Origin of the sequence: Sporofaciens sp. JLR.KK001 (genome assembly GCF_036941055.1) — a bacterium.
Taxonomy (GTDB): domain Bacteria; phylum Bacillota; class Clostridia; order Lachnospirales; family Lachnospiraceae; genus Sporofaciens.
This window is the reverse complement of the sequence record NZ_JAYMNO010000001.1, coordinates 2114656-2138507: the sequence shown is the minus strand read 5'-3', so window position 1 is coordinate 2138507 and position 23852 is coordinate 2114656. Positions and strand designations below refer to the sequence as shown.

19 protein-coding genes are annotated in these 23852 nt (G+C 39.2%); 1 reads left to right on the top strand and 18 read right to left on the bottom strand.

From position 1 onward, the window contains the following. Positions 1–221 precede the first annotated feature (221 nt). From fliD to VSQ62_RS11225, 5 genes are all read right to left on the bottom strand, one after another. Positions 222–1559 (bottom strand): flagellar filament capping protein FliD, encoded by a 1338-nt coding sequence (gene fliD / locus VSQ62_RS11245; protein WP_334635010.1) that lies wholly within the window; start codon positions 1557–1559, stop codon positions 222–224. A 340-nt stretch (positions 1560–1899) separates the two neighbouring features. Continuing rightward, complete coding sequence (locus VSQ62_RS11240) at positions 1900–2271, bottom strand: hypothetical protein (RefSeq protein ID WP_334635009.1); 372 nt, start codon at positions 2269–2271, stop codon at positions 1900–1902. Between the two features lie 228 nt (positions 2272–2499). Beyond that, the gene (locus tag VSQ62_RS11235) at positions 2500–3786 is read right to left on the bottom strand and encodes an IS4 family transposase (RefSeq protein ID WP_334635008.1); all 1287 of its coding nucleotides are present in this window, start codon (positions 3784–3786) and stop codon (positions 2500–2502) included. A gap of 875 nt (positions 3787–4661) precedes the next feature. Then, a complete protein-coding gene (locus VSQ62_RS11230) occupies positions 4662–5183 on the bottom strand; it encodes a serine acetyltransferase (protein ID WP_334635007.1) in 522 nt (173 codons plus the stop codon). 26 nt (positions 5184–5209) lie between these two features. Further along, positions 5210–6142: an ATP-grasp fold amidoligase family protein gene (locus tag VSQ62_RS11225; protein ID WP_334635006.1), complete on the bottom strand. Its 933-nt coding sequence runs from the start codon at positions 6140–6142 to the stop codon at positions 5210–5212. Between the two features lie 273 nt (positions 6143–6415). Between VSQ62_RS11225 and VSQ62_RS11220 the strand changes: the two genes are divergently transcribed. Next, a complete protein-coding gene (locus VSQ62_RS11220) occupies positions 6416–7888 on the top strand; it encodes a transposase (protein WP_334635005.1) in 1473 nt (490 codons plus the stop codon). Between the two features lie 716 nt (positions 7889–8604). Here the strand turns inward: VSQ62_RS11220 and VSQ62_RS11215 are convergent. The 13 genes from VSQ62_RS11215 to VSQ62_RS11155 all read right to left on the bottom strand — a co-directional run bounded on the left by VSQ62_RS11215 (position 8605) and on the right by VSQ62_RS11155 (position 23819). Continuing rightward, positions 8605–9588 (bottom strand): SDR family oxidoreductase, encoded by a 984-nt coding sequence (locus VSQ62_RS11215; protein ID WP_334635004.1) that lies wholly within the window; start codon positions 9586–9588, stop codon positions 8605–8607. Between the two features lie 58 nt (positions 9589–9646). Beyond that, positions 9647–10957, bottom strand: coding sequence for a nucleotide sugar dehydrogenase (locus VSQ62_RS11210; protein ID WP_334635003.1), 1311 nt, complete (start codon positions 10955–10957; stop codon positions 9647–9649). A 29-nt stretch (positions 10958–10986) separates the two neighbouring features. Continuing rightward, entirely contained in the window at positions 10987–12480 is a 1494-nt protein-coding gene (locus tag VSQ62_RS11205; protein WP_334635002.1) for a lipopolysaccharide biosynthesis protein, read from the bottom strand. 7 nt (positions 12481–12487) lie between these two features. After that, positions 12488–13291, bottom strand: coding sequence for a hypothetical protein (locus VSQ62_RS11200; protein ID WP_334635001.1), 804 nt, complete (start codon positions 13289–13291; stop codon positions 12488–12490). Continuing rightward, positions 13291–14388 (bottom strand): glycosyltransferase, encoded by a 1098-nt coding sequence (locus VSQ62_RS11195; RefSeq protein ID WP_334634999.1) that lies wholly within the window; start codon positions 14386–14388, stop codon positions 13291–13293. Before VSQ62_RS11195 ends, VSQ62_RS11200 begins: the two co-directional genes overlap by 1 nt. A 9-nt stretch (positions 14389–14397) precedes the next feature. Then, positions 14398–15354: a glycosyltransferase family A protein gene (locus tag VSQ62_RS11190; protein ID WP_334634997.1), complete on the bottom strand. Its 957-nt coding sequence runs from the start codon at positions 15352–15354 to the stop codon at positions 14398–14400. 10 nt (positions 15355–15364) lie between these two features. Continuing rightward, complete coding sequence (locus tag VSQ62_RS11185; RefSeq protein ID WP_334634996.1) at positions 15365–16576, bottom strand: O-antigen ligase family protein; 1212 nt, start codon at positions 16574–16576, stop codon at positions 15365–15367. 39 nt (positions 16577–16615) lie between these two features. Further along, on the bottom strand, positions 16616–17824 hold the full coding sequence (locus VSQ62_RS11180; RefSeq protein ID WP_334634995.1) for a glycosyltransferase family 4 protein: 1209 nt from the start codon (positions 17822–17824) through the stop codon (positions 16616–16618). Next, positions 17825–18448, bottom strand: a complete 624-nt coding sequence (locus VSQ62_RS11175) for a GNAT family N-acetyltransferase (protein WP_334634993.1) — start codon at positions 18446–18448, stop codon at positions 17825–17827. Beyond that, positions 18449–19147 (bottom strand): sugar transferase, encoded by a 699-nt coding sequence (locus tag VSQ62_RS11170; protein WP_334634991.1) that lies wholly within the window; start codon positions 19145–19147, stop codon positions 18449–18451. A 12-nt stretch (positions 19148–19159) separates the two neighbouring features. Further along, complete coding sequence (locus VSQ62_RS11165; protein ID WP_334634990.1) at positions 19160–20431, bottom strand: DegT/DnrJ/EryC1/StrS family aminotransferase; 1272 nt, start codon at positions 20429–20431, stop codon at positions 19160–19162. A 67-nt stretch (positions 20432–20498) separates the two neighbouring features. Then, positions 20499–21326, bottom strand: coding sequence for a hypothetical protein (locus tag VSQ62_RS11160; RefSeq protein ID WP_334634989.1), 828 nt, complete (start codon positions 21324–21326; stop codon positions 20499–20501). 72 nt (positions 21327–21398) lie between these two features. Continuing rightward, positions 21399–23819: a Helicase associated domain protein gene (locus VSQ62_RS11155; RefSeq protein WP_334634988.1), complete on the bottom strand. Its 2421-nt coding sequence runs from the start codon at positions 23817–23819 to the stop codon at positions 21399–21401. Positions 23820–23852: the final 33 nt, after the last annotated feature.

Genomic DNA, 23852 nt, shown 5'->3' with positions numbered 1-23852 from the left:
GAATTTTGTGCAATATTTTAATCGTATTAGTGGTTATAAATAAAGAAAGGCACAGGGAATCCCGTGCCAATTAAAAGAAACACTATATGTTGTAGTTGCTTGAGTTAGGTTGTTAACATTGAATAAAAAACAACTGCCCGGGCGGAATCATCCGCCCGGGCAGTTGTTTTGCTTATTAGGAATGCACCTGGGAGTCAAAATACCTTTTAACCCCTGCGTCATTATATCAGGTAATTCATCATCATGCCGACAGCATAATAATTGCTCATGTTATATGCGCCGCCTCTGGAATACATGCCTAACACACTATATGGATTTGTCTCAGGATTCTTTACAGAACCTGGGTAAGATCCTGAAGCAGAGCTGTTTGCGCTGCTTCTTCCGTTGATCAGTGAGCTTGAACTTACATTCATAGCGCTGCTGGCCTTATTGAACAGCCGGTCAGCGATTCCGCCCATACCGGAGATCAGCTCTTTGGTCATAGAAGGATTCTTTGCCATGTTCTTCTCGAACGTGCTCTTACTGTAATCCAGTGTTCCGTCCTTGTTGACCGAAATACCAAGCTGCTTCAATGACTGCTCAGAACCGATTCCGGTAAGGAAGTTCTTAAGCTGTCTCTCTACGGCTGAACCTCTGTCATAATTGTCATTGAGGTACTTCAGCGAAGAATTGTATGCATTGACCAGATCACCGACTGCTGACGCAACCCTCTCAGAATCCACGCCTGCTGAAAGTGTTGTCTGCCCTTCTTTCTTCAATTGTGCAGTAACACCATAGTAGCCGATAGAAACGTTGTTGGTCGCGGCCTCATATTCTGTCGTATGTCCGCCCTCAGTTACGGAATACTTCGCGTTCACTGCTTCTGTCTTCACATTCTCTGCTCCGGCAGCCGCACCAAGTTCACCGCTGACCGTGAACTCCTTGCCCGCACCTGTCTCCTTACCTTCTAACTGGAGGGACGCAACACCGTCCTTCTCTACAACGCTTGCTGTTACGCCAACCTTGCTCTTGTTGATCTGTTCCGCTGCTTCCTTAAGCATCTGTGCGTTCGTCTTAGACCCGCCATTCGCCTTAACAGCGCTAACCTGGACATTCACAGAATTCTTACCGTCTCCTACGGTGAAATCCATAGCAGAGCCCGCATAGTCCGCCGCCTTCACACCTTCGCTGACATTCATCTGCGCCTGTGCGATCTGTGCCACGTCTAACGTGTACTCCTTGTCATTCTTAACCAATAACTTACCGCTGACTGAAGCAACGTCTGTGTTAGAGCTTGCCATAGAAAGATCGCTCATAGCGCCGTTCTTATTAGAACTCTTCAGCTCATTCGCTGCATTCATCAGGTTCGTCATCTTGCTGCTGTACTCTTTAACAAAGGAAAGATCCGCATTTCTTGCCGCTTTCTGCGTAATAGAAGATGCTGACGAAGATCTTGATGACTGATACTGATTAAGCTTAGGATTCCTTGAAAGAGCCTGGGTCAGACGAAGACTGTTAATGGATGACTGATAGCCGTATAAACTATTCAGCCCATAGGAACTAATTCCACTGATTGCCATATTTCTTCCTCCTTTCATAGCATTATATATTATTCCGCAATCTTATATCCTGACAGACAAAATGCAAAAACAGCCGCCTTTCGCTCAGGCATCTCGCCCTCTGCTGACCAGGCACAGTCCAGACATGATCATCCGTCTCCGATATATAATTGCCGGAATACAAGAATCATCTCCTCAGAACCCGCCAACACAACAAATGCAGAATATTCTGCAGGCTATGCAGCGCTGCACAGGCACCAAGAATGAGAATGGCTCCCCCATCCTTCATTATAATATCGGCATTCTGGATATAAATGTTAAGAAAGTATGCTGATTTTTCCTTTGCCTGCAAAATATCCTCTTAGAACCTGCCATCTTTAATCCCATATTCCGCAAACAACCGTTCCCGGTAATCACTGTCGTTCACCGCACGCCTGAGGTCTTCCAGACGGTCGTCTTGAAGCAAACGGCGAGTCAGCTCATTCTGACGGTCTTCTCCCTTAATCCTCTCTTCCTCTCTCATCTCCTGAATCGCCTGACACACGTTAACTCTCCCTTCAACCTCTTTAAACTTCAATCCTGCATGTGTAATCACCTCGATCACATCTGCTGCACGCCTCTCCATATCCTGAAAACGCTCCTCATTCTGCTTCAGCATCTTAGCCTGATTCTTCTTATCCTTAGAATACTTGATAAATAGCAAGACTTCCCGGAGACTGGACTGGAACTTCATAATCTCCTCTGCAGGGAAACCCTTGAAAAATCGCAATGTCATTAACTTAAGAAAAAGAACAATGCCGGATATCATTACACCGCTATATAGGGTAAAGATATTCGGCATTGTTTTGGATATGAAATCCTCATGGCTATGTCATTTTACTGTATTTATCACGTAGTTCTTCCACGCATCGCCTAATTCCACTATTGTTTAGTAAGCTCTTTTATGCGTGTTTGAATATTTTCACGCAAGCTGCCCTTTTGTCCGATGGTAATGACGGTCTGGCCTTACGGGAACAAGATTTTTACGGATGTCTTCATAGATCTGCTGGAACAGCCTGTCCTGTTTCTGCCTGTCCGTTTCCAGTAATATATAGATGAGGTCATTTTTCAGTATCCCTATGCTCAATGTCCGGTTGACCTTCATTTTATGCTTCCTGTGGCTCTCTTTTTCATTCAGTTCCGCCTCTGCATCGCGGATGATATCTTCCGCAAGGTTACTAATATAGATTGTACTGTAAATATCCTGCAGCAGCAGGACCGGCTTCGTCCCTGTGAAGTTCTCTATCTGAAGGCGGTCCTTCAGCGTCTCATATGCCGTTTCTATCCCCCATCTCATATGATAGAGTTCGGCAATCTGTACGCGGTCAAAGATTTCAGAAGGGAGGTTTGTGATCAGTATTTCTTCCCGTCCTTCCGGCAGCGGCACTTTTACCATCCGCAGGGTGATCTCTCCTAGATCCTCCATGCGCCGGCCGAGATCCGTTCCCTTATAATGTCTAACGCGGCTCTTATCCAGATGGATGCCTACCCATTCATCCGGTTCAGACAGGGCGGCCTGCTCTTTTTTATAATCGCAGGATTTCAGATGCACTAGAAACAGGATGCCTTTCTCCATCATCCGAATAAAAGCTGCAGTGGACGGGTATCCCCTGTCCATGACGACCAGAAACGGTTGGGAACCGCCGATGGTTTCACATACGCGGTCGATCTGTTCTTCCGCAAGGCTCATTTCATCAAACTTACATCTGCAGCAGTCACTCTCCAGAATCATGCGGTTCATAACGTCATACAAGCATCCAAGCCCTATGGAAGCCTGCGGTTTTGTCCCTTTTCTGCTGGAAGTTCCGAATTCTTTCAGGGTTTCCCCTGTAGTAGGAATATTGATTCCTGAACCGTCCGCGGCTAGAACCAGATATCCCTGGAATGTAGAGAACCCAGGTTCTGCATAAAAGTTCCTGTTATGATGGCGGTAAAGTTCATAAAAAGCCAGCGGGTTAAGCTTCATGCGCTGTTTCAAGTAACCAGTCTTTGATATTTCCATTCCTGGATGTGCAGTCTTCATATAATTTCTCAGTTCCAGACTCAATGTAATCCCCTTTCGGTTTAACATGGTAAACAGAAGATCTGTTAAAGGCATTTTTCGGTTTCTTATAAAAGATGATGGATTCCCATTTCTACAAAAATCCTGAAATTCAACCTGATGGATCAAACTGATATCACAACAGGCTCGTTTTTGAGAATTATTCATAAAATCACCTGCCTTATGGAATACGAAAAATATCAGTTTCCTATTTCAATTTTACAGCAAAAAACAGAAAAAAGGAACCTTCTACAACTTTAAATGTAAAAGATTCCTTAAGTTAATGACATTGTGAAAAATCGATTTTTCTTACCCGCCACTGTGCACTTATGCGTAAGTAGGAAATAATCCGTACCTGTTCATGAATCTATACTGTTGATAAAACGAGGAATCTCAAGAGAATATATCGCAATCTGCACCAGTATCCAGCGATCCAGCGTGATGGCAAGGCAATTGCAGAAACGGTAAACCGTGCAAAACTATCCAGTAAGGAATTGTATGAAATATTTGGTACACATATATCCAGGGACGCCCTTGTACTTACCGATGAACTTCGAAGCTATAATAGACCTGGCTCAGTGATAGGCTGTACTGTTATGGATGTAAACTATGAAGAAAACAAGAAGCTGTTTAATCTGAATATAGTGAACAGCTTGCATTCTTATTATAAAGGAAACATACAACCATTACCGTGGAGTAGCGACAAAATATATCAATCGCTACAATGCTTTATTTTCAATAGCTTTCCGGTGTGCAGGAGGTTTAGCAACTTCACTGTTCCATTCGTTATGCAATATTGAAAATGGCTGCTATTGGCATAGTGTCCATGATGTATGCAACCTTCGGTTGGTGATACTGTAATAAGTGAGACCAACACATTTATTGACTAACACCAAATATATTTGACTTGAAAATTAATGACAATATTAACAAAAACGCTTAAAACGAATGATATTACTAAATCCAATATTTTAAACATCATTAAAATATTGCAGAAAAATCACTCTTAATATCCTTGTTCTCCACGTTCATCGACCTTTCTATTATTTCGGAATAAATTTATTATCTAAAATTCCCTCGTGTAGTATTATTCTACTATGTACTCCAACAACGGTTGCATTATCAGGAACATCAGTTGTAACTACCGTATTAGCACCTATTCTTACGTTATTTCCTACCTTACATTTACCAATAATTTTTGCTCCAGCACCAATATATACATTATCACCTATAACTGGTGCCCCTGTATTCTCGGAACCATTAAGATTGTTACTTCCAATTGTCACTTGTTGAAATATTACACAATTATCACCTATAACTGCATCCTGCGAGATAAAGATACCAAATAATCCATGTGGAAGCGATAAATTGGAACCTATTTTACATGAATATGGTACTGAGCAACAGTATTTTAACAGCAATTTACGATATTGTCTTTTTCGAAATACCCCCCCCCGACCTGATTTTATCAAATCATGAAATTTCAGTATTTTCTCCGCATCGTAACCATCCATATTAAAGAAAATAAACCTATGATAAAACTTTCTTAAAAAAACTATTCGCATTTTTTAGATTTCCTCTGTAATTAATTCTAATCACTTATGTTTGGCAACTTCATCATTTCGCCAAATTTATAATCCCATTCGTCAGGATGAAATGGTAGTAAACCTGATGACGGAGTTAATGTCAACTCTCCTAAATAAAATTTTCCATTTTCATCCACAAAAAAATCGACTCTCAAAAATGTAAAACCTGATGACATGTATTCAGCAATCTCCACCATCTCATTCCAACATTCAGGAAATCTAATATCTCCCGTACTAGTTTTATAATCGCCTTGACTGCAAGGAATCCTTTCACCATCCATAGACACATAATCTACATACTCATCTATCTTTCGATTAGAGATATAATTCCAGTATTTCGCTTTACCATCAAAACAGAATATTTTGTAATCAGCCAGATCATCATTTTTTCCAATTAATTTTTTCTCTGCTATAATTCGTGGGATTACAGCCTTATATTGCCATTCACGTGAAAACCAATAGTAATTTCTCTTTAAACTCCTGTTAAATTGTTTTTTTATTGACTCTTTTGAATTCTTCGTGATGTCATCTTTAGAATTTATTACTTTTACTGTTCCACTGTCATGCGTTGTTTTCAACACAAAAGAATCAGGAAGTTTTTCAAAATCGATTGAATCAAAACTATTATATATATTAATGGTCGGTATAATATGCTCCAAGCTATAGCAACCTTGTTCCAATTTTTTAGACATCCATTGCTTTGCCTCATATTTGTCAACAAGAATAGAATATAATGGATTTCTATCAAAAACAGTAAGCCAAAGAAACTTTTCATTTATAGATTTAGGATTCTTCCAATCCATCTTTCTATGAAATCGGCATCTGTACAACACGCTAATTGCAATTTTGTCAGAAACAATATTGCGGATGCCAGGCTGCCTAACGAGCCACTCCAACAGTATATGCGGATGCTTTATTACTGTTTTTACTTTATTCATAATTCCCACTACAACCTCCAATATACATACCGAGCGGTCTCGGAAACTCTTTAAGCCCGAATTTCCGCTCTTTTTTCATGTTCTTCTTTTTTGCTTTCCTCCATATCCCGGAAAACATTTTTGTTAAATTTTCAAAAAAGTATTGACATATAAGTCAAAATGTGCGGCGCGTTTGGTGACCATATACGCCAGTCACCAAACGCGCCCCTTGTAGTTAAGAAGCGTCTGTGCCACACGCACAGCATTAAACTAAACTACTAGGAGGTGCACTTTATGATCAAGTACTGGCAGTCCATGCAAGATTACAAGTACTTTCTCAACGAATCCAAAGTCCATTTCGATTCCTCTGAAAGAGTCCGGCTCCATACGGAGCTTTGGAAACCATGGCAGAAACTCCGCCTTTTCGATACCGATAAGGCCATGGAGTTCCTTCTGCCCTTTTACTCCAACACTGGCAGGCCCGCTAAGAACCAGCCGCAAATCTTAAGGTCTTTTATCCTTTTCTTTCTTCTATTTTCAGAAGGTTTGGCCAAGCTATCCCTTACCCTTTGGGTCGACAGGCTCAAACATGACCGCCTCCTTGCCGCTCTCATCGGCTGCACTACGGATTCCCTGCCGCCCCTCGGTTCTTATTTTGACTTCATGGACAGGCTCTGGACTGCACCGCCAACGGACTTATATACGCGGGACAAACTGCTTCCGGCTTCCTGGAACACCAAAAAGCCGGATAAGCCCAAAGGTAAAAAACAGAAAGCACAGGAGGCAAAGCCCAAAATCACAGAATCTATCGAAAAACGGCTCATGAGCGGGATGGATATCCCTTTTAACTTTGAAGGGCGGCTGCAGCACTTCTTCTATCACGTGGCTGTCCTGCCTTCCATGGAATCCGGTCTCATACCAAGGGAACACCTTACGGTTTCCGGAGACGGCACCGCCGTGCATACCCATGCCTGCCCACGCGGGCACCACAGGGTTGGCGCACCGGAAAACCTGCGGCATTTCCCCGACCCCGATGCTTCCTGGGGCTGGGACAGCGACCTGGAAAAATATTACTTCGGCTACACTTTGTTCCAATTATCCTGCTATAACAGTGAACTCAGGACAGATCTCCCCCTGCTTCTGCGTTTTACCAGTGCAAAGCGTCATGATTCGGTCAATTTCCTTGTCGCTTTCCATGAACTAGAAAAACATATGCCGGCTGTTTCCACCTCGAATATGTGCCTGGATTCTGCAATGGACAATTACCCCACCTACCGGATCCTTAAAAACAGGGGAATACGGGCCTTCATCGACCTGAACGACAAATGCGGCCGGCCAAAAACAATTCCTGATACCATCACCATTGACAAAGATGGAACGCCCTTATGTCAGGAAAAACTGCGCATGAAGCCTAACGGTTATGACAAATCCAGCGGTTACCTCATGTGGCGCTGCCCCTATGGGAAAGATCACTGTTCCAAATGTAAAAACTCCTGCACCGATTCCAAATATGGGAGAGTCGTCAAAACCCGGCCCGAATGGGATATCCGGCTTTACACCGACGTCCCCCGCGGCACAGATGCTTATAAGAAGATTTATAATCAACGCACCGCCACGGAACGTATCAACAACCGCATCCTCAATGATTACGGACTGCACCGTATGTTCATACACACAAAGGAGCATTATTCTTTCATGACGACCATGATTGGAATCTGCATCCATCTGGATGCCCGCTATAAACAGCAGGTGCAGGCAGCGGCATAAACCAAGTTTCCTGCTTCTGAATTCTTTCAGGCCTGTTTTCCGACAGGTTTTAAAGTCATGCACATTTTTATTCTTTATGCTCTCTGGACTGCTCAAGCCCCATAATCATCCATCCCTTATCCCTCTCATTTCTGAAAATCAACCCTTTCCTGCTTATTCTCTATTGAGTTTCCGAGAGTGCTCATACCGAGCGGTCTCGGAAACTCTTTAAGCCCGAATTTCCGCTCTTTTTTCATGTTCTTCTTTTTTGCTTTCCTCCATACGGAGCTTTGGAAAGCATGGCAGAAACTCCGGCTTTTCAATACCGATAAGGCAATGGAGTTCCTTTTGCCCTTTTACTCCAACACTGGCAGGCCCACTAAAAACCTGCCTCAAATCTTAAGGTCATTTATCCTTTTCTTCCTTATATATTCAGAAGCTTTGACCAAGCTATCCCTTACCCTTTGGGTGAACAGGCTCAAACACGACCGCCTCCTTGCCGCCCTCATCGGCTGCACTAAGGATTCCCTGCCTCCCCTCGGTTCTTATTTTGACTTCATGACCAACACAATTTTTGACTAACACCTTCTCTATTGAATTTCCGAGAGTGCTCATACCCTACAGATTTATATGCTTTTCTATCGAGCAAACCTTTGTCATTAAGAAGCATTTTCACACCACTATCAAAACAATCATGGGTTCAAAGTATATACCTTCCTGTTTTAGAAACCATTCAATCATCTTTCGCATAAATTCTCTTTATACCACTTAATAGCGGCCTTAATGCCACGCTCAAAACTCCATTCCGGATTGTAACCCAATAATTCTTTTGCCTTGCTGATATCAGCATTACTGTGCTTGATATCGCCAGCACGATCAGGTCCAAAATTTGGTTCAATATCTACACCAAGAGCATTTGTAAGACTATAATAGATATCCAGCAAGTATTCACGCCCACCATAGGCAATATTATATACTTGTCCCGCAGCTTCTCTTTCTGCCATACAGGCTTTTAAATTTGCCTCAATAACATTTTCAATATATGTAAAATCTCGACTTTGACGGCCATCACCATTAATAGTAGGACTTTCACCTCGTAGGAGTTGACGAATAAACTTAGGAATAACCGCGGCATATACTCCATCAGGATCTTGCCTTCTACCGAATACGTTAAAATATCTAAGACCATATGTATTCAATCCATAATGTATTGTGTATTGCTTCGCCCATTCTTCATCAGCACGCTTACTTACAGCATAAGGAGATAGAAGATTTCCCTCTTTCCCTTCTTTTTTGGGTAAATTCGGTTCATCGCCGTAGACACTGCTACTCGATGCATATACAAATTTCTTTACTCCGCTTTGACGTGCTGCCTCCAACATGTTCAGTGTACCTGTGATGTTGTTAGCACAGTAAAACAAAGGCATTTCTATTGATCTTGGTACACTGCCCCAAGCAGCTTGGTTAAGTACATAATCAACACCTTCACAAGCTTTCAAACAAATATCCAGATTCTTAATATCACCTTTAATGAATTCGTAATTAGACTTGTCTATGAATATATCGATATTTGACTGTTTTCCTGTAGAAAGATTATCCAAACATCGTACCTTATATCCCAACTTCAAAATTGCCTCACAGAGATTCGAACCAATAAACCCTGCTCCACCTGTTACCAAGAACATACTGTCATCAGGGAAAGTTATATTTTGATACCCCATTACTTATCCTCCAACATTTTCATTATCTGAAAAAGAATATTTTCCGTCATTCCATCATCTATAATCTCCAATAACTATATCCAGCTGCTTCGTACTCCTTGCGGTTCAACAATCCTTTCAAATCAAGCAGAATCTTCTTGCCAGATCCGAAAAACTTATCTATATCAGCCATTGTAAAATTACTGAACTTAGCATGGGCGACAGCAAGAATGACCGCATCTATATCCTTGATCTCATTCAAATCTACAAACTCAACACCATACAATCTCCGTGCCTCTTCTGCATCAGCCTCAATATCCGCAACCATAGGAGTAATCCCGTATTCATTCAACTCTCTCACTATATCGATGATCTTTGTATTTCTGGTATCAGGACAATTCTCTTTAAAAGCAAAACCAAGGATAGCAACCTTAGCTCCCTTAACCGTTTTATCTGCTGCAATTAAATATTTCACACAGTTTTCTGCACAGTATTTCCCCATATCATCATTAATACGACGACCAGCCAGAATAATCTGGCTATGATAGCCCATCATCTCCGCTTTATAGGTCAGATAATATGGATCAACACCAATACAATGTCCACCAACAAGTCCTGGATAAAACTTTAGAAAGTTCCACTTAGTGCTAGCAGCTTCAAGAACAGACTTGGTATCGATTCCCATTTTATTAAAGATAATAGAAAGTTCATTCATGAATGCTATATTGATATCACGCTGACTATTTTCTATGACCTTTGCAGCTTCAGCGACTCTAATGCTTTCTGCTCTATGTACGCCAGCTTCGACAACCAACTCATACACTCTAGCCACACAATCAAGCGTTTCATCATCCATACCAGAAACAATTTTCTTAATAGTTTCCAAACGATGAACTTTATCACCAGGATTAATACGTTCTGGACTATAACCTATCTTAAAATCCTTGCCACATTTGAGCCCAGACTCCCTCTCGAGAATAGGCATACAAACATCCTCTGTCACGCCCGGATAAACAGTTGATTCAAAAACAACAACCGACCCCTTAGTCAAATTACGCCCAAGAATCTGGGCCGCTGCTTTAACAGGTGTTAAATCCGGCGTATGGTCATCATTAACAGGTGTCGGCACTGCTACAATATGAAATTTGGCCTCACGCAGCTTCGTTTTATCCGCTGTAAATTCTACAGTTGTTTTACTGATAACATCATTACCAACTTCTTTAGTAGGATCTATACCTTTCTTATATAAATTAATTTTATGATCATTCAAATCATAACCAATAACATCGATTTTCTTAGCAAATGCTACTGCAATAGGCATTCCAACATATCCCAGTCCAACAAGTGACAGTTTCTCTTCTTTATTTATCAGTTTTTCATAAAGATTCATATGTATATCTTCCTTTCCTTAATATAAAGTCATAATAATACGCCTAGCTTTGAGTAAATTGATAACACATTCTTTTTGTAAAATATCGAATTCAAAATCAGAGCAACAACCGTCCATATAATACCTTCAGCAATACATGACAGAATAAACTCTATAATATTACTTGAAGTTGGAGTATAAAACAAATGAACAATATAACCTGAAACAATACTCAAAGCCATTACAAAGTACAATTTGAAAACTCTCTTTACTTTAAGTTTAAGCACTTTTTTATAAACATAATATTGAAAATATAAAGTGTGGTACAATAAAGCCACAAACGTACCAACTGCAACACCCACAAGACCTAATTTATTAACACAAAGAATTGACACTCCTAAATTAATAATTACAGAAATCACGTAACTGATCTGTGTCTGTTTATAATGTCCAATTTGCAATACTACAGAACTATAAGGAACTCTCAAACTATATAGTGAATACGCAAGGCAGATAAACACCGCAAACACTGGTTGTATGTAATTTGCATCGTTAATATCTTTTGTATATATACTGACAAAAGGAACTAGCATAACTCCTACACAACCAAAACATATTACTGTTATCATACTCATTCCCCATTCAAACATCTGAAATGTTTTTACGAACGACTCTTTTCTATTTTCAGCCCATAAATTGCCAAGAAGTGAATTAACTCCACCCGTCAGCGAAGTTATAAATCCTTTAATTCCTGTGATAACAAGGAAATAAATATTGTAAATCGAGACATTAGTCAGAGTAGAAAACAAAGTTAATACAATTGTGTCTGTGCTATCTAGAATTACAGATGATATATGCTGAGCTATACCATTCCACTTTTGATCAAGCACTTTCCCATCCGTTATCATCTGCCTGTTAATTGAATACTTCTTTTTAACACATAACGCATAAATTATAGGACGAACAAGATATATAATCGATGTTATAAATTTTACTGCATGAATAGATCCTCCTAATTTTATAACTACATAACATAAGACCGTGTTACATACTACTGTAAGAGTTTGTGTAATGTAAGGAATATAATTATTTTGATCAGCAATAAGGATTAAGCGATTCACAACCCCAAAATAGTATTGTCCAAATGCATTAATCCCCATTATTAATACAAGAAACACTACGAATGTATAGTCAAATCCGGAATCAATAAAAACTGGATATGCAATAGCAAGTACAATAACATATCCAATTAAAGCAATACCTATTTTTTTAAAAAAACTATCAGCAGACGAAACAACCTCACTCAGTTTTTGATTATCATGTAATGCCAACGGTTTATATAAGTTGTAAACAATAACACTTGTAATTCCCAAATCAAACAAATTAATAACTTGTATAAATTGAGTAATTGAACTCACAAGTCCATTTGTCTGCGAACCAAAAGCAGAAAGAATCATCCTCGGCAAAACAAATCCGCATAAAACTGAAAACATTTGGTAAATTACTGATGTTACAGTATTCCTTGCTAATAACTTACGTTTCATATAACTTCTACCCTAAAATCGAACAATAGATTCTTTTTGATATTTTATCTACTTTCTGGAGGTCATTAAGATTTTTCTTAATCTCTGTAAATCCATCTTCAAAATTATTCTTTTCAAATCGATCAACCACCATTAACCACTCGTCAAAGTTAAAATATAAGAACTTTTCAGCACTATATCTATTAACTTCCCTGCCATACAGCCGTTCTTTTATCTTAAATCTCAAAATCGGCAAACTGTTCTGAGAAACATAGATTCTCTTAAAATCACGATATTTTTTTCTTTGTTCTTTACGTTCCTGAAAGATATATCTTACTTTATTGGTTACAGAACAATATACACTAATGTTGTACCATACAATTTGCGGATGCAATCCATGGGCACTACATATATCCTTAAGTAAAAAATTCAACTTCCTATGTTCTTCATGCCAATCCACTAATGACGGCAACAGTATGATTTTAGCATCCTTAATTTTCTCTATACTGTTTAAATCATAAATGCTGTATTTGATATTTGAGAAAGAGCAATATTCTTTAAACTCATTAATTCGAATATTGTAATTCTCATCAGTATAATTGGTTCCAAGATATCCAAAATAAACAAGTTCAATTGATTTATCATTTGATAATAAAGTACCCAATCCTATTATTTCATCATCTGCGTGAGGGATAAGTGCAACTGTTTTCTTACTATATACATCAAGTTTCAGCACAGAATCCTTATTTTCACCTTTAGGAAAATTTTGAAGTGTATAAAACCATCCCAAACGATATCTAATATAATAAAACACCTTACTTACTATTCTCATTAAACAAGCCCCTTAATAATGTTCTTCCACTTTTCCTGGATCACATCAATTGAATTTGTAATGCTTATATCCCTGGCTCTGTTTCCTAGCTCTTCTGACAATCTCCGATTGCTGATCACCAATTGTAATGAGTCTGCAAGTTTATCTACATCATTTACAGGTACAAGAATCCCTCTTTTACCATCTTCAAGTAGTTCACGGCATCCACCAGGAGGACAATCTGTGACAATACACGTCATTCCACACATCATTGCTTCAATTAGCGCATTGGGCATCCCTTCTTCATTAGAAGTAAGGACAAAGATTTCACTATTATATTCTATTGAAAAAACATCAATACAATCTGTTACTATGCTTACGCAATTAGATAATTTATACTTTTGTATCAATCCTAATAAGTGTTCATACTCGTATCCATTACCGTAAATCATTAACTTATATTCATGGTTTTTCAACTTGTAATATGCTTTAATCAACATATCAATATTCTTTTCCTTCGACAGCCTTCCACAATAGACTATTCTCTTCTCCCGATCAAATATATTGTGGAATGCCTTTTCATAATTGATGCTATTCCTTCCAATTGCCGGATTCTGGATTATATGTGATTTCCTTTCTATACCGCAATTCGAAAATGCTTTCTGTGCCATTATTGTTTGAAAAATCACTGCATCAGCATTAGATACTATTCGATCATACTTCTCCTTTTGCTTTGAGCTATATCTATAAGGATTTCCACGTTCCGATGTAAGATATTTACACTTAAGTCCCTTCCCAGCGATATTCGCAATTTTCCCCAAATCCAAACCCAGAGTACATATCACATCTACATTGTATTTCTTTATCAAATACCTAAGTCTCACAACAGTTCTTACTTTCTGCATTTCTTTTATCCATCTATTTATAGATGGATCATCAAAATTATAGCTTAATGTCTCTCTTGTCACTTCATTTGAAAGCATAGCTGACATTTTATCTGAAACCAGTGAAACCAAAATAGTTCGATACTCTGTAGAAAGTGTATTAGCCAAAAATGTACCCACTTTAGATATTCCACCAACCCCGAATCGAGGAACAAGTATTAAGATAGTGTTCATAGTAATGCCTCATTTATAAAATATTTTTGTTTTCCAATACAGAACTTTCATTACCAGCGATTCAATTAAGACGGTATGATTTTTAGAAATACCAAATTTGTATCGAATTAAATATTCGAATCTGGGATTAATCATATATGCTTTATAATAATATTCCTTCATTCTTTTTATATCGCCGCACATTGATACTCTGTATGCAGCTTCTCTATAATAATATTCTTCCCGCTTACGTCCGTTTTCAGTGCTCAGCCTGGCAAAAAGCTCTTTATGCTTGTCATTAATATAATTAACCGCAGTATTCCAATCATCAAATTGACTGGTTAATCTTTTTATATTTCGATCACGATTAGCAACAGATAGTGCCCTCTTCACAAAACCAACATTAGTAACTTGAATAATCCTTAAAACAAGCTCATATTCTTGCCAATATTTTAGATTCTCATCAAAGCCGTTTATCTGATCAAGAATATCTTTTCTTACCATCATTGTAATTGTGCTTGTAAACGGGGAAATATATAACTGTTTTTCAACAATATCTCCGTGATAATTTTTATTTGGAATCCGTTTATAATTTAATACCGCATTACCATAATCCACTACCCATCCTGAATAAACCATTCCAACATTTGGATGTTCACAAAAATATGCAACCTGCTTCTCTGTTTTTTCAGGTATCCAATAATCATCGTCATCCAGAAAAGCGACAAAATCTCCAGTACAGGCGTGAATACCACAATTCCTAGCATAATTTCCGCCCTTGCTTTCTTCTGGCGGAATATAAATATACTTATATCCACTCTTTTTAAGTTTTTTACCATATTCCTGCGTCCCATCGGACGAAGCGTCATCAACTACAACAAGCTCAATATTTGAATATGTCTGTTTCATTACACTTTCAACAGCTCTTTTTAACAATTTCAGCCTATTATGTGTGATGACAACACAACTAACCTTTCTATCCCTCATTACTTCAAAATTACCGTTCCTTTCTGTGATTTATCAAACACAACGATGCGCCAACCAACAAACCAAAAGACATTGAAATAATATATGAATTTGATACAAGCAACTGACTAGCTGCAAAAGAGACGGCAATAATCATCAGTGCAATATCCCACTTACCTCTATCTCGTAGCTTGATTGCAATTATGATTGATTTGATAACTACAAAAAGCAATACAATAAAAAAAAGTAATCCCAATATTATCCCATGTTGATAAAAAACTTCTAAAAATATATTGTGCGGATATTCCGTAATATAAGTCGTATGACCAATAGAATTTCCTATTATTATTCTATCTGTTAACAATCCATGAATCGCAAATGGATTTTCACTTAAAGAAGTCTCAATTATATCAAAATATTTTTCTCTTCCCGACAAAACAAAAATCTTTCCATTTGAAAGAAGTTCTATAGTTCTAGAATTTGGAAAGAAATTCAATAAATACGTTCCCACCCAAGAAGTTATATTTTTGTAATCAAAAATAAAATAGACAGCAAAAATTCCAAGAATCAATTTCAAAACATAATATTTGTTTCTAGAAAGATATAAGTAAATACCCACCGCTATCATAAATGTATAAATAACAATACTTCTTGATCCAATAGCCATATTTACTCCTAATATAATAATTGCATAAACTATATTAATCCTCTTTTTTCCAAAAAATCCAAGAATCAAAGATAGTCCTAATGGAAAAAAACAGTTAAATGAAAATGTCATACTATATGGAGAAAAATCCTGTTTTGATTGTGTTAATATCACAACAATACTGTATAGCAAACAAAAATAAATATATTTTGCACTGCAATCTATAAATACTTTTGTATTTTTAATTTCTTTGACAAATATACAGGTTCCGAATACCAAAGTAAAATAATTTAATAAGCTGATAACAAATATGCTACTTACCTGCGGTTCCATTATAAATCCATAAAAAAACAAACCTACTGATAACAGACCTGCTGCAATTACATTGAGCAACTTTTTATCATCCCGATACTTTCCAATGAACATAGATGCAAACAAACAAATATATAGCATAGCTTGAACCTCTGTATCGTACACAAATGAAAAATCAAATAAGTTAAAACAACGTCTTATTATATCTATTATCATCATTAGATTTATGTAAAGTGCTAATTTGTTTTCGTATTTGTTTTCTGCTCTTTTTAATCGAATTACCATTGTTCACTCACTCCGCATTTGGATCCCCTAATTTGACACTCATAATAATTGTTCTATCAATTCCTTTATATCCTGATAGGAATATTTTCTATCAAATTGGCTTTCTGCAATTTCTCGTGCTCTTCCCCCCATTAAATCATTGTGGTCTTTTTCTACATTTAATCTTTTTATTACATTAACAAGACCATATACATCTTCAGCATCTACATTCACTCCAAATCCGTCCATCTCTACCTTTTTTCTGAATTCAGGACTGGTCAATGTGTTGATCATAGGCCTGCCAGCCGCCAAATAATCTCCTATCTTAGTCACAATACTCTGCGGAGCCTTTCTAACAAACGAGTTAACAAGAACATCCGATTTCACCAGATATGCCGCCATTTTTCTATATGGTATATAACCGACAAATTCTACGTTGCATGGTTTTGCTTTTGCTATATTTTTAAATTCTTCTTCTAATGGTCCGCCGCCCAATAATTTTATCATTACCTTCGGATAATCATCATACAATTTCTGTGCCGCTTTTATTAGTGTCGGGATATCATAGCTTGATCCAAGATTACCAGCATATGTAACCCAGAATTCTTCATCTGGCTTATCAATCTCATTTTCAAATTCTTTTGCACCATTATCAAAATCACTTAAATCACATCCAACATAGACGGTAACTGCCTGTTTGCCTTCAATTCCATACTTTTGCTTTGGAACATCCCTATATTCATCAGATGTTCCTACGAAAGCATCTGCACATTCATATGCTGTTTTAGCGTCCTTTCGGAAAGAATAAAATAACATTCGATTAAGGATTTCAGGAAGATGCATTACCATTTCCATAGCTTCCGGCCATAGGTCTTCAATATCTACTATGTATTTAATTCCCTTTTTCTTTGCAAACCTCCCCACGGCTGCAGCCATATTGTTATCAGGGATAATGCAATAAATCAAATCATACTCCCTTTTTTCAAGAAGCCTAATAATATTCTTTACAGCAATTCTATGGCTAAAGAATCTCCTGATATCAACATTCTTTTTGTATCCTGGTTCATAAGCTAATTCAATATTAAATTTTGAATTCATCTTCGAAACAGCACTTACATCACGCTGCTTTTTCTCCCAATGCTGAAATGTACTTGTGATCAGATCAACTCTATAATATTGGCTTAACATATTTGCTAAAAATCGAAATCTTGAATATCCTTTTTCTCCATCAAGTGCAACTGACAAAGTAACTATTGCAATTTTCTTCATTTAATCTGTCTCCCGTCTGTATCGATACTCGTTCATCATCCTGCCTTCGGGAGTTACATATTTTCTAGCAATTTTAAATCCTCTCTTCTGATAAAAACGATTTGCTGTCTCGTTGTCAATCGTATCTGTTTCAAGACTTATATATTCGTATTCATTAAAATTAGTAACGGAAACCAGGTAATCTACAAGCTGACCGCCGATTCCTTTCCCCTGTGCATTTGAACACACTCCTATTGAAGCCAATTCCACATACCTCTCTGCTCTTCTAACTTCATCTGATTTCTTAAACGCACCTAATAGTCTTCTTATATACGACGGATGTTTAATGATAACGCTTAACGAACATAACGTAAACTTAACAAGATGATTCTTCTTTAATTCAGAATAGAATCCTGAATAATCCTTTGAATATGCCGCAAACCCCAATATCTGTCTGTTCTTTATACTCTCAGCAACAATTACACCCGAATTATCATCTTCTATGTATCCTTGATATAATGCAGTAAGAAAAGACTCTCCGAGCTGTGTAAGAAAGAAACCAGGAAATGCAACTATATGTAATCTGGCAATCATTCGCGCCTTGTCACTATCTTTGCCCAGTTCAAATATTCTTACATCGCTCATCTAATCATATTCCTTTCCTAAAATGGCACTTACAGTCCTGAAGATAGTCAATATTTCTCGCAAAATCGAAAATCTTTCAATAGAATTTAAGTTCCATTTCATCTTTTCTGGCAGCACTTGTTCTACATAGACCCGGTCCGCATCATACGCCGTATTCAACAGCTTATCCTCATCTTTATATCTAATACTTGCCTCCGAAGTTATTCCTGCAGGCATCAAAAGTGTCGCGTTATATTCAGGCTTATATTTCTCTACATATTTCACTGCCTCTGGACGCGTACCAACAAAAGACATATCACCGCTTATCACATCTATAAGCTGAGGGATTTCATCTATGCGAAGATTGCGAATCTTTCTTCCCATTTTAGTAATTCTGACGTCTCCGTTTACTGTAACTGACGCCCCAATCTTGTCAGCATTATTCACCATTGTCCGAAACTTATGAATCTTAAACTTTTTTCCATAAGCTGTCACTCGCTCCTGCCGATAGAATACCGGTCCTGATGAATCTAACTTAATCATGATTGCTATGACCAACATAGGAATTACAAGGATCACAAGCAAAACAACAGCCATAACCACATCAAAAATTCTTTTAAGTGTAATTGACAACTTTTTCTTTACAAGAATGTCATAATACATCCTCACTTCATCGCATTTCATAAATTCAGGAAGATTGTCCCATTTTCTAAATCTCATGATAACACCTTCCTAAATATATCTTCTAATTACTTTTTTGTAGTTGTGGATCACATACTCGACATCTTCATCTTTCAGAAGCGTATGGAGCGGCAATGTGATCAGATTCTTGTAGTAATCGTAAGCGTTCGGAAAATCCCTGATATCCCATCCCAATTCTTTATATGCCGTCATCATTGGAAGCGGTTTATAATGCACATTTGTATTCACACCATACTTTGCCAATTCTACAATGATTTCTCTTCTCATCTCATCACTTATCCCCGGAATCCTCGTCAGATACAGATGCCCGGAAGACATACTATTCTTCATATAATGAACAAGATGCATTACTCCAAGTTCATCACACATAGCATCATATTTACTAATGATTTCTTTTCTTCTCTCCAGAAGTTCTGGATAACGGTCTAACTGACACAGGCCTATAGCAGCCATAATGTCTGTCATGTTACACTTATACCAGGTTCCCTGGATATCATATTCCCATGACCCCAATTGATTCTTCGTTAATGCATCTTTGTTCTGTCCGTGCAGGCTGTATAACTGATACTGATGATAAATTTCTTCGTTATCGATTCCCGGAATATCTCTCCATGTAGAAGCCCCGCCTTCTGCAGTAGTAAAATTCTTTACAGCATGAAAAGAAAAATCTGTAAAATCTGCAAGTTCTCCAGCCCTCTTTCCATTTTTCATCGCTCCCAATGCATGGGAAGCATCAGAAAAGATTAAGACACGGCCTAATGCAGTCTGAATCCGTCTCCCCAAATCAGTATTGCCGCCCGGAATAAAGAGAGCCTTCTTCGCCTCTGCAATCTTATATAGCTTGTCATAATCTGCAATAATTCCACCCAGATCTACAGCCACAATAGCTTTCGTTCTGCTTGTTATCGCCTCTGCAACCTTGTCATAGTCCATCTCTGGCATATTGGTATCTTTAGAGCCGCCCTTTTGGATATCAACAAACTTTACAGAAGCTCCGCAATGAATCGCAGCCGAAGCAGATGCCGTATATGTATACGCAGGAACGATCACTTCATCCCCTTCGCCTATCCCGCAGATTCTAACGTTCAATTCTTCCGCCGCGGTAGCCGAATTTAGACAAACCACTTTTGAAGTATGGCAGAATTCCGCGAGCCTTTTTTCAAGTTCCTTCGTCCGCGGACCTGTTGTGATCCACCCTGATTTCATCGTTTCTGTAACTTTCTTGATTTCCTGTTCAGAAATATCAGGCGGGCTGAATGGAATGACTCTTTTTGCAATCTTATTTTTTTCAGCAGAAACCATAACTTTACTCCTTTTACTTCGTCAAATAGGTTATCATCATACCAATACATCATCACAGATAAACAAATTAACACACTATGGCTCCCAACACCCTCACTTTTCTATCCAATGCCAGATCCATCTCCTGCCTGATTAATTTCTCGTAAGATTCCCCTTGTCTCTCAATAAAGAGAATCCCTTCGTAATACTCCATCTTCTTAAGCGCTGCAGCGTGGAACACCACCTGTCTATAAGGCGAAAATGTAACATTCTCAATCTCTTCTACTAATTCTTCACATATCTCTATCACATCATTGCTTGCCGCAGTCCCCGCAAGCATAACTCTCTTTACTAATTTATCTGGATTTTTGCAAATTGCATTCTGAACATTAACCGCTGCAATCTTTATCTGTTCATTTCTCGGAATTTTCGCGCAAGGTCCTTCTTCCAGCCGGCAGATCCATCGATCTACAAATCCAAATACCTTCTTCCTTGCATCTCTTTTTCGGATTACTCCCAAAAGCGGTATGCCAAATTTGCGTTGAAAATTACTTATATCTTGCAATTTCCCACCCATAACATAGCTCAGACAAAAGATCAGACACATAATACACACTCCGCCAACCATTCCAACGACAGCAAATGTAACCGCCGATGTAACTGGATCTTCCAATACAATTTGCTCATTCTCCGCTTCTGCCTCTTTTTCTGTCTTATCTTCAACTGATTCCAGCACACTCTCCCGTGCCTGTTGTTCTCTCTTAAATTGGTTATCTGTAATCGTTGCCTGATATTTATAGACACCTGCCACAATCGCCAGAAATATCATACATACAACAATCCATCTCCACCGCTTCAAGCAATAAAGCATCAGATCGATCAGATTAATTTCATTAACTTCCTGATACCCTTCCATCAATAAATATCTCCTCTCACACTCAACTCTCCTTCACCAATTCATTTCCCAGGTATATCAGCATCTACATCCTTACACCGCTTCCTTATATTCCTTAACTCTTCCCAAACCTTCCAAGACACCTCCGGCATATTGACTTTTCCGCAGCTCCCAATCGATCCCGATCTCCGTAAGCCTTAGCACCTGGTCTTCCCTCAGCGTTTTCCCTTTCCGCTTCCCTGCATATATCTGCTTCTGCTCATTCACCCATTTTGCAAGCCACACGCCTTCCGCCCGATATTTCGAGGGAATATTCAAGTTTCCATGCGCCTCATAATACTCCTGCGCAAGCCGATACCGCACTTCCCATGGATCCGGCTTCACCCAGATCATTCCAAGCTTATCCAACCGCTGCTGCTGTTCCTTAGAATGCTTCTCCTTCCCCTTTTCCCGCCTGTCCGCTATCCAGCTTCCAAGCTTATACCCGGACGGACTTACATAGGATACCGGCACATTCAGATTCCCGTACGCTTCATAATAAGCTGCCGCCTCCGCATAGCCCTTCTCCCATAATTGCTCCGGCTTCGTCTTCCAGACCATACCGATACCGTCAAGCCGTGCAATCTGTTCTTGTGTGAGCTTCGCCCCAGTAGTTTTTCCCTTCCGAAGCAACCGCTGCCTGCGGATCCATCCGCCGATCTTAAGTCCCTTCGGAGAACAGTAAGCATTGGGAACATCCAGATTCCCGTGCGTCCGGTAGTATTGCAGACATTCCGCGAAGTTCTCTTCCCACAGATAATCCGGCACATCCCAGATCATCCCTATCCCGTTCAGCGCCCGGATCCTTTTTTCCGTCAGATATGCCTTCTGGATTCCACTCTTGCGGTAAGTCCGAAGCTGACAGATCCATGCGCCAAGCCGAATCCCTGATTCCGTCACATCATTGACATTGGTATTCAAGTCTCCGTGTTCTTCATAATAATTCCGCGCTTCCGCAAAATAACGTTCCCAGGAAAGATCTCTGTAACTTCCCCACACCATTCCGATCTGATCCAGCTTCCGAATCCGATCGGCGCCAAGCACGCCGTATTTTTCCCCGGCGCGCACCTTCCTCTGTGTCAGCAGCCATCGTCCAAGGCCGTAGCCCTCCTCCGTCTGATAACGAACCGGCACTTGCAGATTCTTATGTTTTTGGTAATACTTTTTTGCATACTGATACATCAGATCCCAATTCGCAGTCAGTGTATCTTCTAGTTTCTCAAATAACGCAATGCAATCCTGCACCTCGCCGATCACTTCAAAATGTTCGTTTACAATCTCCTCTTCTCTATTTAGAAAATGATAATACGATGCGGCAATCTGCATCTCCTCCTCGATCGTCCCAATACTATATAGATTCTCTATATTCAATACGATATCGAAGATCACTGCGTCCTGCTTCTTACTTGCCGACAATGCCCGCCCAATCTGTTGTTTGTAAATGATGGGCGACACTGTCGGCCGGAGCAGGATCACACCGTCAATATCCTCTACATGGACCCCCTCGTTGAGCATGTCAATGCAGTACAGTAATTTCAGATGCTCACTAGCATCCGCCTTAAAATCAGCAAATGCCTGGTTCGTCATCGGATCATCAGAATAAGCCGTATAAATATGCGGATCCGAATCCATTTGCCCAAACCATTCGGGCGCCTTCTCTACCATCTCTGTCATATGTTCATAATTGGCACAGAATACAATATATTTCCCTGTCTGGTTTTTCATATGCTTATGGAACATCTTATCCAGCCCATCCGCTTTCTCCAGCGCGCGGCGCAGCATCTCCAACTGCTTCTCTCCCTCATCCCGGACAGCCTTATTCTTCGCTGTCTGTACCCGCTTTTGATATTTCTCCAGATTCTTCTGATAAGCGTAAACTGACAGCACATATTTGGGCGGATTGAGGATACCAAGGACGATCGCCTCCCCAAGAGTCATCTCGGAGGCCACATTTCCGTCAAATAATTCATCCGACATATCCCGTTGGTTGTCCAGATAACGGATTGCCGTTGCAGATAATCCCAATACCCGCGCGCCGGGATACATATCCAGCACTCTTCGTACTCCCTGCCCCCAGACCTTTGCACCGCATCGGTGAAACTCATCCAGCACAATATAGTCAGGTTTAATCTTTTGTAATTCTGATTCCGTCATCGATATCAGCTTTGCATATGTGTAAAATCTAACATTATCCAGACCTCTCACGCCATTTCCCGTTGAACAGTACGGCTCTTTCACATTATCTGCTGACACCTGACTGCCCGCCGCCAAATTCTCCACCTGCGTCCGAAATATATATTCTGACGGCGACAGCCAACATACTGTTTTATCCTGGAAGTCCTGGCATAGCTTGAATCCGATAAATGACTTTCCCATTCCTGTAGGATGGATGATCGCTGCCTTTCCTGTCTCCTCTAACATTCTCAGAACTTTTTGATAGGCTATTCGGTTGTGTTCAAATAATGTTATATCCATGCCCTTCGCTCCTTTAAAAACATAAGTTATGTA

Coding starts and splice junctions, on each gene's coding strand:
- VSQ62_RS11235 (WP_334635008.1), bottom strand. CDS start 3,786: ATGAATAATTCTCAAAAACGAGCCTGTTGTGATATCAGTTTGATCCAT.
- VSQ62_RS11170 (WP_334634991.1), bottom strand. CDS start 19,147: ATGAGATTTAGAAAATGGGACAATCTTCCTGAATTTATGAAATGCGAT.
- VSQ62_RS11200 (WP_334635001.1), bottom strand. CDS start 13,291: ATGAGAATAGTAAGTAAGGTGTTTTATTATATTAGATATCGTTTGGGA.
- VSQ62_RS11185 (WP_334634996.1), bottom strand. CDS start 16,576: ATGGTAATTCGATTAAAAAGAGCAGAAAACAAATACGAAAACAAATTA.
- VSQ62_RS11210 (WP_334635003.1), bottom strand. CDS start 10,957: ATGAATCTTTATGAAAAACTGATAAATAAAGAAGAGAAACTGTCACTT.
- VSQ62_RS11175 (WP_334634993.1), bottom strand. CDS start 18,448: ATGAGCGATGTAAGAATATTTGAACTGGGCAAAGATAGTGACAAGGCG.
- VSQ62_RS11165 (WP_334634990.1), bottom strand. CDS start 20,431: ATGGTTTCTGCTGAAAAAAATAAGATTGCAAAAAGAGTCATTCCATTC.
- VSQ62_RS11205 (WP_334635002.1), bottom strand. CDS start 12,480: ATGAAACGTAAGTTATTAGCAAGGAATACTGTAACATCAGTAATTTAC.
- VSQ62_RS11225 (WP_334635006.1), bottom strand. CDS start 6,142: ATGAATAAAGTAAAAACAGTAATAAAGCATCCGCATATACTGTTGGAG.
- VSQ62_RS11190 (WP_334634997.1), bottom strand. CDS start 15,354: ATGAGGGATAGAAAGGTTAGTTGTGTTGTCATCACACATAATAGGCTG.
- VSQ62_RS11220 (WP_334635005.1), top strand. CDS start 6,416: ATGATCAAGTACTGGCAGTCCATGCAAGATTACAAGTACTTTCTCAAC.
- VSQ62_RS11230 (WP_334635007.1), bottom strand. CDS start 5,183: ATGCGAATAGTTTTTTTAAGAAAGTTTTATCATAGGTTTATTTTCTTT.
- VSQ62_RS11215 (WP_334635004.1), bottom strand. CDS start 9,588: ATGGGGTATCAAAATATAACTTTCCCTGATGACAGTATGTTCTTGGTA.
- VSQ62_RS11180 (WP_334634995.1), bottom strand. CDS start 17,824: ATGAAGAAAATTGCAATAGTTACTTTGTCAGTTGCACTTGATGGAGAA.
- VSQ62_RS11195 (WP_334634999.1), bottom strand. CDS start 14,388: ATGAACACTATCTTAATACTTGTTCCTCGATTCGGGGTTGGTGGAATA.
- VSQ62_RS11160 (WP_334634989.1), bottom strand. CDS start 21,326: ATGGAAGGGTATCAGGAAGTTAATGAAATTAATCTGATCGATCTGATG.
- fliD (WP_334635010.1), bottom strand. CDS start 1,559: ATGGCAATCAGTGGAATTAGTTCCTATGGGCTGAATAGTTTATACGGC.
- VSQ62_RS11240 (WP_334635009.1), bottom strand. CDS start 2,271: ATGAAGTTCCAGTCCAGTCTCCGGGAAGTCTTGCTATTTATCAAGTAT.
- VSQ62_RS11155 (WP_334634988.1), bottom strand. CDS start 23,819: ATGGATATAACATTATTTGAACACAACCGAATAGCCTATCAAAAAGTT.